General features: G+C 42.9%; 15 protein-coding genes. All 15 read right to left on the bottom strand.

The genetic code is table 11. The features are described 5' to 3' along the window. The 15 genes from ACHOLT_RS07600 to ACHOLT_RS07530 all read right to left on the bottom strand — a co-directional run bounded on the left by ACHOLT_RS07600 (position 1) and on the right by ACHOLT_RS07530 (position 12102). Positions 1-645, bottom strand: coding sequence for a flagellar brake protein (locus tag ACHOLT_RS07600; RefSeq protein ID WP_425806980.1), 645 nt, complete (start codon positions 643-645; stop codon positions 1-3). A gap of 35 nt (positions 646-680) precedes the next feature. Continuing rightward, positions 681-1544, bottom strand: coding sequence for a MinD/ParA family protein (locus ACHOLT_RS07595; RefSeq protein WP_425806978.1), 864 nt, complete (start codon positions 1542-1544; stop codon positions 681-683). After that, complete coding sequence (flhF, locus tag ACHOLT_RS07590) at positions 1537-2757, bottom strand: flagellar biosynthesis protein FlhF (RefSeq protein WP_425806976.1); 1221 nt, start codon at positions 2755-2757, stop codon at positions 1537-1539. Before flhF ends, ACHOLT_RS07595 begins: the two co-directional genes overlap by 8 nt. Beyond that, the gene (gene flhA, locus ACHOLT_RS07585; RefSeq protein ID WP_425806975.1) at positions 2747-4816 is read right to left on the bottom strand and encodes a flagellar biosynthesis protein FlhA; all 2070 of its coding nucleotides are present in this window, start codon (positions 4814-4816) and stop codon (positions 2747-2749) included. Before flhA ends, flhF begins: the two co-directional genes overlap by 11 nt. 31 nt (positions 4817-4847) lie before the next feature. Continuing rightward, positions 4848-5900 carry a flagellar biosynthesis protein FlhB gene (gene flhB / locus ACHOLT_RS07580; protein ID WP_425806973.1) on the bottom strand — a complete coding sequence of 351 codons (1053 nt, stop codon included), beginning with the start codon at positions 5898-5900 and terminating at the stop codon, positions 4848-4850. Further along, positions 5897-6676 (bottom strand): flagellar biosynthetic protein FliR, encoded by a 780-nt coding sequence (gene fliR, locus ACHOLT_RS07575; RefSeq protein WP_425807930.1) that lies wholly within the window; start codon positions 6674-6676, stop codon positions 5897-5899. The genes flhB and fliR overlap by 4 nt, the downstream gene beginning before the upstream one ends. 52 nt (positions 6677-6728) lie before the next feature. Continuing rightward, positions 6729-7001 (bottom strand): flagellar biosynthesis protein FliQ, encoded by a 273-nt coding sequence (gene fliQ, locus ACHOLT_RS07570; protein ID WP_425806972.1) that lies wholly within the window; start codon positions 6999-7001, stop codon positions 6729-6731. A gap of 60 nt (positions 7002-7061) precedes the next feature. After that, positions 7062-7844, bottom strand: a complete 783-nt coding sequence (gene fliP, locus ACHOLT_RS07565) for a flagellar type III secretion system pore protein FliP (RefSeq protein ID WP_425806971.1) — start codon at positions 7842-7844, stop codon at positions 7062-7064. Then, entirely contained in the window at positions 7841-8314 is a 474-nt protein-coding gene (locus tag ACHOLT_RS07560; protein WP_425806969.1) for a FliO/MopB family protein, read from the bottom strand. Before ACHOLT_RS07560 ends, fliP begins: the two co-directional genes overlap by 4 nt. Before the next feature lies 1 nt (position 8315). Next, positions 8316-8678, bottom strand: coding sequence for a response regulator (locus ACHOLT_RS07555; RefSeq protein ID WP_425806967.1), 363 nt, complete (start codon positions 8676-8678; stop codon positions 8316-8318). A 60-nt stretch (positions 8679-8738) separates the two neighbouring features. Then, positions 8739-9947, bottom strand: a complete 1209-nt coding sequence (gene fliY / locus ACHOLT_RS07550) for a flagellar motor switch phosphatase FliY (protein WP_425806964.1) — start codon at positions 9945-9947, stop codon at positions 8739-8741. Next, positions 9940-10935: a flagellar motor switch protein FliM gene (fliM, locus tag ACHOLT_RS07545; protein WP_425806963.1), complete on the bottom strand. Its 996-nt coding sequence runs from the start codon at positions 10933-10935 to the stop codon at positions 9940-9942. The genes fliY and fliM overlap by 8 nt, the downstream gene beginning before the upstream one ends. A gap of 64 nt (positions 10936-10999) precedes the next feature. Next, the gene (locus tag ACHOLT_RS07540) at positions 11000-11422 is read right to left on the bottom strand and encodes a flagellar basal body-associated FliL family protein (RefSeq protein ID WP_425806961.1); all 423 of its coding nucleotides are present in this window, start codon (positions 11420-11422) and stop codon (positions 11000-11002) included. Next, the gene (locus tag ACHOLT_RS07535; protein WP_425806960.1) at positions 11419-11631 is read right to left on the bottom strand and encodes a flagellar FlbD family protein; all 213 of its coding nucleotides are present in this window, start codon (positions 11629-11631) and stop codon (positions 11419-11421) included. Before ACHOLT_RS07535 ends, ACHOLT_RS07540 begins: the two co-directional genes overlap by 4 nt. Further along, on the bottom strand, positions 11632-12102 hold the full coding sequence (locus ACHOLT_RS07530) for a flagellar FliJ family protein (RefSeq protein ID WP_425806958.1): 471 nt from the start codon (positions 12100-12102) through the stop codon (positions 11632-11634). Positions 12103-12105 lie beyond the last annotated feature (3 nt).

The raw sequence follows: 12105 nt of genomic DNA, 5'->3' as shown, positions 1-12105 counted from the left end.
TTAGACCAATCCTTTCTTACGCATGGCCCTCTGCAGATCAAAAACACAACGTATGATCCTATCCCGTTCACGCTCGGTAATTTGGTAAAAATCAACGGAGATACCGTAATTTTGACTATCTTCAATTTTATATACACGGCATACACGTGCTGATACTTGCATTAGTCCTGAGGGAAGATCAAGGTTGGCTATAAGAATAGCCCCCTTATCCACCTTTTCCTTCGTCTGAAAACGCATTCCGCCTCCGCTCAAATCAAGCATTGTTCCTTTTATCGAATCGCTTAAGCCCTGCCTATTGACATAGCGAAAGGTAATAGGATAATATGCAGGAACTCGTACAAAATTACGACGCTGAACGCGATGGATTTTATCAGGAAGTTCGAGTACAAAGAGAGGAACAGGTACGGCGATTCTCTGGATAATTACTGTTTCTATTGTATAAGCCGCTACTTCATCCCAGAAGATTACTTTTACATTGGTTCCTTCATGTAAAGGGACCAACTCTCCCTGCGCTATAGGTACAAAAACAGAGAGAATTTTTTCACCGACTTCATCAAGATGGGTTTTATACTGTCCGGCATAATCTCCTTCGGAAACTTCAAGATCTACGGCTAAACCTGGTATAAGTCTTTTGCGATAATCCATGCCACCACCTCCTAATCAGGAAATTTAATGTTCCATTAAAATGGACGCAAAAGTCGAGTTAAAAATCCTCGAATACCGCCCGCTTTCCGCGGAGGTTGCAGGTAAAGTCCAGAAACCGAGCCGGCTATCCATTGAATACAACGATAGGCTGAACTGTCGGGATAAGTTACACCTAAAGGTTCCTGATTCATAATGGCCTTACCCACCAACGGATCTTCGTAGACCCAACCCAGTAAATTAACTGAACCGTGTAAAAATTTATTAACTGCTTTCTCTAATCGCTCGAAAGTTGCTTTTGCATCCGCTTCCCGATGAACACGATTAATTACAACGTTTACCAGAACCTCTTTATCATCTGAGCGAAGAGCCTTTAGAATACCATACGCGTCTGTAACCGCTGTAGGTTCCGGTGTCGTTAATAGAATTACATCATCTGAAGCTTTGAGAAAGTTCATTACGGTATGTCCAAGCCCAGCACCCGTATCAATCATTAAAATATCCGCCATTCCTTCTAATCGTCCCAAATTGCGGATGACATTTTCTAAGTTAGCTCTTTCGATGTTGGCTAGATCTTGAACACCTGAACCTCCAGGCAAAATTCCTAACCCTTTCGGACCGGTAATCAAAATTTCTTCGATGGTTTTCTCACCGCTCAATAGATGTTCTAGGGTAAAATGAGGAGTTATTCCACAGGCTATGTCAATATTTGCCAAGCCAAGGTCTCCATCCAAAATTATAACTCGATACCCGAAATCGACTAAAGATAAGGCAAGATTTACTGTAAAATTGGTCTTACCCACCCCGCCTTTACCGCTTGTCACGGAGATAATCCGAAGACCTGCGGGCTTTACATTTTGTCGGGAGGCCATTTTTCTTAAAACAGTAGCTTGATCATGCATTTTCATTCCCCTCCCCAAGAATATAGCGCCCTAAGCGTTCTGGGGTTGCTGCCTCAATGTCATCGGGAACATTTTGACCATTAGTAACGTAGGCTGTGGGCAGATTCGTCTGTGCTAAGAGATTAAGAATCGCCCCCCCATTAACTGTTTCATCAAGCTTAGTAAAAATAATATGGGTACATAAAGATTCAAAACGCCGGAAAACTTTAAGCTGATCCGCTGAATGCGTAGTTGCACTCATAACAAGAATAGTTAAATCAGGCTGTGCCTTGTCTAAGAAAGCCTTAAGTTCAGACATATGTAAATCATGATGAGGACTGCGTCCTGCCGTATCGACAAAGATAAGTTCCTTATCCGCATGATTAGTTAAAGCTTGCTTCAATTCATTAGGAGTCATGACCACATCCACTGGGACACCGATGATCTCACCAAAGGTTTTCAACTGTTCCACCGCAGCTACTCTATATGTATCCGCTGTAATCAAGGCTACGCTTCGTTTATCGACTATACTAAAACCTGCCGCCAGCTTCCCGATCGTGGTTGTTTTTCCAACCCCTGTCGGTCCAACCAGAGCTATAACCCGGGCCTTTTTCACCCCAGGCTGAATTGTCGCCGTATTACGGCATATTCTCTGAATTTCTTCTTTGAGTTTTGTCTTAACTCGTAGATCATCAACCCAGTCGTCTTCTCTCAAATTTTGCTGCACATGGCGAATCAAACGTTTCACTAATTTTGGCTGAATTCCGCGGTCTTGAAGCAAATCTGCCCATTTCTGCAGAGGAACCGGCCAAACAGTCCGTTCACTTCCAAACTGCTCCATTTGCTTATTCATCTTATCGAGAAGTTTTCGCATATTCTGCAGCTCTTGCTCCAATGCTGCATCCGAACGGTTTACATTTGAGCTCTGTTGAACTTTCCCTAAAAGTTTAACAATAGCCTCCGAATTTTCTGCCGTGGATTGTTGACGATATGTAGAATCCTTCGGAGCGCTTAAACCTTCCGAACGTACCGTCTTTTCAGGACGACTTTTTTTACTAATTGGCTGATCCTCTATCGCCGCCGTAATCTCTACTTTAGGCTTACCGAATAAGCCAAATACTCCGCCTTCACGAAACTGACGTGTTTGGAGAATCACTGCATCAGGACCCAAATCGCGTTTTACTTTACCCATTGTTTCTGCAACATTATCCCCTACAAATCGTTTAACTCGCATTTCCTGCCACCACCATTCCTACTGCCTGAACTTGAACCCCGTGTACGAGTTCGTTATAAGATAAAACTATCAATTGAGGAAATTGTCTTTCCGTTACACGCTTTAGATTAATACGAACTACAGGTGCACAAACAAGGACCGGGTTATATCCTTTGATCATCATTTTTTCAATCTCCCGGTTCAAGGATTGCATGAGTTCCTGAAGAATTCGCGGATCTAAAGTAAGATAACTTCCATAATCTGAAGGCTGAATACTATCAAGAATTTGTTGTTCGAGCTTTGGTTCGAGCGTCAGTACAGGTAAATTTTTATCCTGGCCCAGAAGCTGCTGCAAAATCTGCCGCGCAAGGGCTTGCCGAACAAACTCCGTCAACCGATCAATGTCCTTCGTTCCAGAGGCGTAATCGGCTAAAGTTTCAAGAATAGTTACCATATCGCGTATTGTTACCCTCTCGCGTAAGAGATTGCTGAGGATTTTTTGAATCTGTCCAAGGTTAAGATTCTCCATTGCATCCTCCACTGCTGCGGGTGCTTGCTCTTTGGCATGATCAAGTAAGGTTTTAACATCCTGCCGGCTTAAGATCTCCCATGCGTTTCCCTTAATTACTTCTGTTAAATGCGTTGCTAATACAGTCGGTGCATCAACTACCGTATAGCCTGACATTTCAGCCTGTTCGCGATAGACGGCATTGATCCATTTTGCATCAAGCCCAAAAGAAGGCTCCTTAGTCGGAATACCGGGTATACTCTCGTCCTCTATTCCACCGCTCATGGCCATATAATGGTCGGCGAGCAACTCTCCTGTCGCAACTTCTGCTCCACGAATTTTAATCGCATATTGATTGGGCTGGAGGTTCATATTATCACGGACACGAATAACAGGCACAATAAAACCTAGCTCACTGGCGACCTGGCGTCGGATAAGCACAATTCGGTCAAGAAGGTCTCCCCCCTGTTGGGCATCGACTAAGGCGATTAAAGCATAGCCAAGCTCCAGCTCCATATTATCCACTTGAAGAAGATTAAGAACATTTTCCGGCTTTTTACTTTCTTGGATCGCAGTCTCCCGTGCAGCAACACTTTCCTCTGCTACCGTTTGCCGAGAGTTCTTTTGCAAGAAGTATCCCACTCCAATCAAAGCGAGTGCAATCGTCAATAAAGGAATTGGCGGCAAACCGAAAATGGCCAAGAGTACAAGAACCCCTGCCGTAAGAAACATTGCTTTCGGAGATCGGGTCAATTGCTTTGATAAGTCTTGGCCAAGGTTGGAGTCTGACGCGGCGCGAGTTACGATTAAACCTGTAGATGTCGAAATTAAAAGAGCGGGAATCTGTGAGACTAACCCATCGCCGATCGTCAGCAGCGTGTAGTTTTGCAGTGCTTCAGTAATGGCTTCACCGCGCATAAGAACGCCCATGATAAAACCACCGATAATATTAACAAAAAGAATGATAATTGCTGCAATGGCATCCCCTTTGACAAATTTACTGGAGCCATCCATAGCGCCATAAAAGTCGGCTTCCTGCTGAATCTTTTTGCGGCGATCTCGGGCTTGCTGTTCATTAATAAGTCCTGAATTTAAGTCAGCGTCAATACTCATTTGTTTACCTGGCATCGCATCTAAAGTAAAACGAGCGGCTACCTCTGATACCCGCTCCGCACCTTTAGTAATAACGATAAATTGAACTACAACAAGGATAATAAAAACGATCAAACCGACAACAGGGTTCCCCCCGACGACAAACTGGCCAAACTGCTGAATGACATTTCCGGCAAAACCATTTAAAAGCACAAGTTTAGTTGTCGAGATGTTTAACGATAACCGAAACAGGGTCATTGTCAGGAGCAACGATGGAAGTACTGAAAAATCCAAGGGATCCGTCGTAAATACAGCCAGCATCAAAATCAAGACTGATCCTGTAATATTTAAGGTAAGCAGAATATCTAGGAGGAAAGAAGGAAGCGGAACGACCATCATGATGACAATAGCGACAACTCCTATTGCTGCAAGAACGTCAGTATTCGCGAGTAATCGTTTACTGATATTATTTGTGGCCAATAGGTACTCCTCCTTTCTTCAAAGACAAATTTTATGCGGTCGGTCGTTTTTTCTTGAGGCGATAGACAAAAGCCAGAACCTCAGCTACAGCCTTATATAAATCCGCAGGAACGGCTTGCCCAATTTCAACCTGAGCGAAAAGAGCTCGTGCCAGCGGCTTATTCTCCATGATAACAATGCCATATTCTTTGGCATGCTCCCGTATGCGCAACGCTACCTGATCGGCTCCTTTAGCAACGACATAAGGAGCGGCGTTTTCTTCCGGGTTATAGCAAAGAGCGACTGCAAAGTGCGTTGGGTTCGTAACAACGACATCCGCCTTTTTGAGGTCCTGCATCATTCTGCTCATCGCGATCGCCCGCTGTTTCCTTTTAATTTCCCCTTTGATTTGCGGATTTCCTTCTGTTTGTTTGTACTCTTGTTTCATTTCTTCATGGGACATGCGCAAATTTTTCTCATAATCCCACCATTGATAAAGAAAATCAAAAATTGCAATAAAAATAAACGATATGGAAATCTTCCAGGCAAGACTCATCAGAATTTGTCCGATAAAAACAGTCCCTTGAGCGACGCTAAGCTGCATGAGGGCAGGAAAAACTTCAAGATTATCGCGAATAGCGGCATATAAAAAATATCCAATTAAGATAACTTTAAGTAAGGATTTAGCAAGTTCGACCCACGCCCTTACCCCAAACATTCTTTTAGCGCCATTGATTAAGCTTATTCTTGAAAGTTGAGGCTTTAATGTCTCTATCGTAAATAAGGATTTAACCTGCAAGAAGTTCAGCCCCGTCGCGACTAAAGCACCGACAATAAAAATTGGTCCGACAATCTGTATTCCGACCCAAATTAGATTGACCATAAGCACAGATACAGATTGTACGCTCCACTCGTGGGGCAAGCTGTATACATAATTAAAAAGGCCTTGCATTTTAGTCAGCATCAGCGGAAGCCAATATTTTAAAAGTGCGACGAACCCCAGAAGCATAAATGCAGACACAAGCTCTTGGCTTTTAAGTACTTGACCTTTTTTGCGTGCTTCTTCCCGTCGTCTAGGTGTAGCTTTTAAGTTTTTTTCACTCATGGCTTCCACCCTTTATAGAGCTGGAGTATCCAAGCCATATTTGAGTTAAATAAATTATTTATGGCTTCTCCGAAAAAAGCCATTGAAAGAAACAATACAACAAAGCCAAAGATAATCTTTACAGGAAAAACAACTGTAAAAATATTAAGCTGAGGTACCGCTCTGGATAATAACCCGACCCCGAGATCAGCGATAAATAACGCTCCAATAACGGGGAGAGCAAGTTGCACTGATAAAGAAAATACAGCGGAGACTAATTTGACATAAAAATCAATTCCCTGTGGCAGCGCCGTTGGACTAACCGGAATATAAGCATAACTTTTGACCATCGCCGCGATCAGATAGTGATGAGCATTTGTGGCAAGCAACAACATCGTTGCTAAAATGAGTTGAAAATTTCCCATCATCGGGCTTTGCATTCCGTAAACCGGATCAATCAAATTCCCCATGGTAAATCCCATTTGGAAGTCAATGAGCTGTCCAGCCCCTTGTAAAATTGCAGTTAATGAATAAATTACAAAACCAATAACAAGTCCAACAAACGTTTCTTTAGCAACTAAGGCTGCATAAAGCAATAACGTTTCTGGAATTACGGGGTTTGAAGCTTTAATCAAAGGGTAAAGGATAATCGAAAGGCCGACAGCAAGTCCTAGTTTAACCATGCCGGGAACTCCTCGCGCCCCAAATACCGGTGCAAGCATTATCATTCCTGCCAGCCGAGATAGAATCAATAAAAAAAGCGATACATTCCATTGTAAAAATTGAGCAAGTCCCATGTGATCATCTCCGGCAAGCATTGAAACTCAACGTTTAAATCATTCCTCGGTACTAATAGTTCGCAAATGTTGCAAGCTGAGTAAATAAGTTTGTCGTATACGAAGTTAAAACAGTTAACATCCAAGGTCCAAGAAGAAGCATTAAAGCGATAATAGCAATGATTTTAGGAATAAAAGATAAGGTCTGTTCCTGGATCTGGGTCATCGCTTGAAAAATACTGACGAGCAAGCCTACGAGTAGGCTAACCCCCAAAATTGGTCCACCAACGAGCAGAGCCGCACCAAGAGCCTCTTTCGCCATATATATTACTTCGTTCTGGCTCATCAGCATCCCCCTTCCAATAACTAATAAAAAAATCTTAAATCACACCCATTTAAATCTTTGCTAATGGAAACTGGTAACAAGGGATTGTACAACAAGATGCCAGCCATCCACTAAAACAAAAAGCAAAAGTTTAAAAGGCAAAGAAATCATCATCGGCGGTAACATCATCATTCCCATGGACATGAGTGTACTCGAAACAATCATATCAATAACCATAAAAGGAATGAATATCGCAAAACCCATTTGGAAGGCCGTTTTAAGCTCACTGATGACAAAAGCTGGAATAAGAACATACGTAGGAATATCTTTATAGGTTTTTGGCCGTTCCAATTTTGAAAGTTCAACGAATAATTGAAGATCCTTTTCACGGGTCTGCTTAAACATAAATGTTCTTAACGGTTCTTCCGCTTTTTGTAAAGCTTCCGTCTGTGTAATTTGATTTTTTAAATACGGTTGTAAAGCTTGCGTATTAAGATCATTCCACGTTGGAGCCATAACAAAAAAAGTTAGGAATAAGGCCAACCCGATCAATACTTGATTCGGCGGTAATTGCTGTGTCCCCAAAGCATTACGCACAAAGGACAAAACAACAATGATCCGCGTAAAAGAGGTCATAAGAACCAAAATAGCCGGAGCTATAGATAGGACGGTAAGAAGCAACAGAATTTGCAGCGAAGTGCTCGTTTGCTGTGCGGCATTGTTACCTAAATCCAGGCTTAACCCTGCTGCCAAAACGGGGCTTGCCTGCTGCAGAATTCCTAGTCCAAAAACGCCCCACCCCAACGAATATTTAAATATTTTACTATAAATCACCCGGCGTTTTTTACTTAAGAAGGCACTCATTTTTCGACCTCCTTAAGCAGTTGCTCCAGTTCGCTTGAAAAAGTGCCTTTCGGTTTACGTCTTTTCCCGCTAAACAGCCTTTGCGAAAAGCGGCTAATTGAACTTTCCGCCTTTTCTACCGGGCGATTTGCAATCTCGTCAAGAATTTCAGCTGCCAGCTCAGGATCGTCTATCTCGGTTAATTTAACGAGATAATGATCTGAATCGCCTAATACTTGCAGCTTGCCGGCAATCTCAACAAGATAAAGCGATTGCTGCCCATTTAGGATTTGCCGATCCAAAACTCTTGCCCATGGTGTGTTCATTCCGCGTAGGACAGAGCGGTTTAAGCGCCGAATTATCCATAACGCAATAACCAAGATGACAATAAAGATGAGCACTGTCCCGACAAGTCCCCACAAGGAAAAGCTACCAGTTTGAGCCACATCTGCTGCACTCGGAGCATAAATCTTACCTTCAATATCCGACATTTTACTTCAACGCCTTATTAACAGCCTCAATTACTCGATCCGCTTGGAACGGTTTTACAATAAAATCCTTTGCGCCAGACTGAATTGCATCAATAACCATAGCTTGCTGGCCCATAGCACTGCACATAATAATGCGGGCTTGAGAAGAAATTTTGCGGATTTCTCTAACAGCTTGTAATCCGTCCATCTCAGGCATTGTGATGTCCATGATGACAAGGTCAGGATTTAATTCCGTATACTTCTCCACAGCAACTGCACCATTTTCAGCTTCACCCACAACGTTGAAACCATTTTTCGTTAAGATATCCTTGACCATCATTCTCATAAACGCTGCATCATCAACAATTAATACATTTGCACTCACAGGTGTTCCTCCTCGTCGCACTTTAGCGAAATAGTTTAATATTTAGGATTTGTCCAGATTTTAATTAATAGCAGCCATTCTTTCGTTCGGCTGAATAATGTCTGTAATCCGGATTCCAAACGTTTCGTTAATAACAACAACTTCACACTTCGCAACCAGCTTGCCATTAACAATCATATCCACAGGCTCTCCTGCCAGGCGATCCAACTCTATCACTGAACCGGGTCCCAATTCCAGAATCTCTTTAATTGTTTTTTTGGCTTTACCCAGCTCAACGCTCACTTGAAGCGGAACATCAAGAATCAATCCGAGATTATCCTGAGAAACGCTGATATTTGCAGCCCGAAGCGGAGCAAATTGAGCCGGCTGAACCGAAGTCGGGGAATAATTGGGTTGGGGAGAAACTGCATACCCTCCGGCAGGTGCCCCATACGCCTGTCCATACATAGGCTGTGTACCTGACTGGGACATTTGTGGCGGTGGAGTCGACGGCATTGCGGTTTGAGCCATCGGCTGTGGTTGTGGCTGTGGCTGAACTTGAGGTTGAGGTTGAGGTTTGGGTTGAACCGCAGGCTGCGATGCAGGAGCGCCCATAGAACCCATAAGTTTACCCACCATACCTCTCGCGACATCGATGGGAACTACTTGAATTAGGATACTGTCGATAACATCCTCGACGACCATTCGAAAGGATATCCGTATGACAGGCTCATCTAAAGTTAGAAAATCTTGAATTTCACTCGACTCATCCCCTAAATCATTAAGGATAAGTTGTGGGGGAGTAATATCGACCATTGAATTAAACATCGTGGACATGGATGTAGCTGCTGAACCCATCATTTGGTTCATCGCTTCGGAAATTCCACTGATTTGAAGCTCAGATAATTCATTTGTCGGGTTTTTACCATCCCCACCCATCATTAAATCTACAATAACCGCACCGTCACGTTGTGAGAGAATCAAGAAGTTTGAACCTTCAATCCCCGCTTTATATTTAACATCAACAATGACGGACGGAATCGGATAATCCTTGCGGATTTGTTTGGCATCCGTAATATCCACCTTAGGAGTCGTAATTTCGACTTTCTTGCCTAAAAGCTGGGATAAGGTCGTTGCCGCTGTTCCCATGGAGATATTCGCAATCTCCCCAATTGCGTCCTTTTCCATATCTGTAAACATTTCAACTGGTTCCTCCGCAGCCGGCTCCGGTGTAGCCGATCCGCGAAGTAAAGCATCGATCTCTTCTTGTGAAAGCATTCCATTACCCATCTTGATCCCCTCCTTCTTCTAGAATTTCTGTTACTTGAACAGCAAGATGTTCTCCGTTTAGGCCGGGAACTCCCCGAAACTTTTTAAAATTCCCAACATAAATTGAGAGTGGATTTTCTACTCCTTGCTGGAGAGGAATCACATCTCCCGGAGCAAGTTCGATCAGATCTCTGACCAAAATCTCGGTCTGTCCCAATAAAGCAGTCATATCGATTTTAGCCCATTCAATTTTCTTGCGGATTGCTCGAACTTGTTCCGGGCTTCTGACTTTTGCCTGGGTTGAGAACAGAAAGAAAGTACTGAGTTTATCGAGAATGGGCTCAAGCACCAAATACGGTAAACAGAAGTTAACCATTCCCAGCGCTTCTCCAACTTTTACTTCAATCGTAATGAGAACAACCATTTCATTGGGAGCTACAATTTGGGTAAATGAAGGGTTTGTCTCGAGCGTCATAAATTGGGGTTTGAGCTGAGCAACCTCTTCCCATGATTCTTCCAGCATCTCAATCATTTGGCTGAGCCGGTGTTCTATAATCGTACTCTCAATCTCAGTTAGATCACGATTTTTTTCCGCGGCATTTCCCACACCGCCTAAAAGGAGATCAATAATTATAAAAGCTAATCCCGGGCTCATTTCCATAAGCACAGTTCCTTCAAGCGGGTTAAATGCAAAAATACCGAGAATTGTTGGATTCGGCAACGATCGGATAAATTCGTCATACGTTATCTGTTCAATTGAAAGTACCTTCGTCTCAATCACCGAATGTAAGTGTCCCGAGAGATAGGTTGTCAGGGCTCGGCAATAGTTCTCATGAATATTCTGGAGAGAGTGAATCTGATCTTTGGAGAACTTATTTGGCCGCTTGAAATCATAAACCCGAATCTTCTTTTGTACCTTGGTAGTTTTTATTTCTTCTGCATCCACCTGCCCATCAGAAAGTGCGCTGAGCAGCGCATCGATTTCCGCTTGGGATAAAACGTCTCCCATAAGATCCCCCCTCTCAACTTTTTCTACATTAACAAAGTTCGAACTTAATCTAAATAAATTGGTTTTATTGATAAATAAAAGTCAGGAAAAGTATGTCCTGTATTTTATTACCGGTAACTTCATTAAGTTGGGCTATTAGTTCTTTTTTTAATTTGTCCCTATTTTGCGGTTGCATATCTGTTAATGTCTTACTGGATAACAAGGTGTTAATTCGATCCTTTATAAAGTTAGTTTTGGATTTAATAGTAGTTTCGGCTTTCTTATCTGTGCCCACCACAGCAATTTGCGTTTTTAGGAAAGCTCCTCCCTGCAAATTAAGCGTAAACTCACCGATTTCTACAACCGGTCCATCCTCAGTTGTTGCCGCCTGCGCTGTTACAGCAGGTTTAGGAAGGATAAATTTCTGAACGCCAATTGTTCCGCCTACGCCTACTGCTAATCCCAGAACAACCGGCATGATAATCGAGATTAACCGTTTAATCTTCATTCCTTCGACTCCTCTACACTTGAATACAAGGGATGGCAGTGCTGATGATACTTCGTAATCCTTTCAATCAGCTCCTCCATACTCTCAGAAACTACATATTTATTTCCACCCGTCAAGGTAATTACCGTGTCCGGGGTTTCTTCCATCGTTTCAATAAGGTCGCAGTTTAGAACAAATTCTTTACCGTTAATACGTGTTACTGTTATCATTTAGAATTCATCCTCTACTTCATACTCCTGCTCTTCCCTTTGCCGCATAAAAATAATTTGACCCGCTTCATCCAAAAGGTTTTGTTCACGATGCTGCTCCTTCAACCAAAAGGCGGCTTTCTTTTTTTCTTTCAGCTTTTTTAGTTTCTCCTGATTTTTATGGGCTTCTATCACGTTTACGCGCTGCGCTTCCACTCGTTTTTCCTGTTCTTCTAATTCTTTTTGAAGTTCTCTCAATCGTTTTAGCCGACTCACTGCGTAAGCTTGCCATCGTCCTAAATTCTCCGGATCATGCATTCCTGCCTCTTTTTGATTTTGAATTGCCCCTTGCCATTCCTCTTCTGCTTTACAGGCAGCATTTTTCACTTGGCGCAACTGCTCAAGTTCGACAGCCAAACGCCTTCGTTCATTATCCAGCTCCCGCTCAGCCAATTTTAAAGCCGCCTCAAGCCGAAACTTAAACCGTGGCATCTC

This window comes from Desulfitobacterium nosdiversum, from assembly GCF_049860565.1.
Lineage (GTDB): Bacteria > Bacillota > Desulfitobacteriia > Desulfitobacteriales > Desulfitobacteriaceae > Desulfitobacterium_A > Desulfitobacterium_A nosdiversum.
This window is presented reverse-complemented; position numbering and strand designations above follow the sequence as displayed.

Excerpts from the sequence above, each read along its gene's own strand:
- ACHOLT_RS07600 (WP_425806980.1), bottom strand. The coding sequence starts at position 645 with ATGGATTATCGCAAAAGACTTATACCAGGTTTAGCCGTAGATCTTGAA.
- ACHOLT_RS07595 (WP_425806978.1), bottom strand. The coding sequence starts at position 1,544 with ATGCATGATCAAGCTACTGTTTTAAGAAAAATGGCCTCCCGACAAAAT.
- flhF (WP_425806976.1), bottom strand. The coding sequence starts at position 2,757 with ATGCGAGTTAAACGATTTGTAGGGGATAATGTTGCAGAAACAATGGGT.
- flhB (WP_425806973.1), bottom strand. The coding sequence starts at position 5,900 with ATGAGTGAAAAAAACTTAAAAGCTACACCTAGACGACGGGAAGAAGCA.
- fliR (WP_425807930.1), bottom strand. The coding sequence starts at position 6,676 with ATGGGACTTGCTCAATTTTTACAATGGAATGTATCGCTTTTTTTATTG.
- fliQ (WP_425806972.1), bottom strand. The coding sequence starts at position 7,001 with ATGAGCCAGAACGAAGTAATATATATGGCGAAAGAGGCTCTTGGTGCG.
- fliP (WP_425806971.1), bottom strand. The coding sequence starts at position 7,844 with ATGAGTGCCTTCTTAAGTAAAAAACGCCGGGTGATTTATAGTAAAATA.
- ACHOLT_RS07560 (WP_425806969.1), bottom strand. The coding sequence starts at position 8,314 with ATGTCGGATATTGAAGGTAAGATTTATGCTCCGAGTGCAGCAGATGTG.
- fliY (WP_425806964.1), bottom strand. The coding sequence starts at position 9,947 with ATGGGTAATGGAATGCTTTCACAAGAAGAGATCGATGCTTTACTTCGC.
- fliM (WP_425806963.1), bottom strand. The coding sequence starts at position 10,935 with ATGGGAGACGTTTTATCCCAAGCGGAAATCGATGCGCTGCTCAGCGCA.
- ACHOLT_RS07540 (WP_425806961.1), bottom strand. The coding sequence starts at position 11,422 with ATGAAGATTAAACGGTTAATCTCGATTATCATGCCGGTTGTTCTGGGA.
- ACHOLT_RS07535 (WP_425806960.1), bottom strand. The coding sequence starts at position 11,631 with ATGATAACAGTAACACGTATTAACGGTAAAGAATTTGTTCTAAACTGC.
- ACHOLT_RS07530 (WP_425806958.1), bottom strand. The coding sequence starts at position 12,102 with ATGCCACGGTTTAAGTTTCGGCTTGAGGCGGCTTTAAAATTGGCTGAG.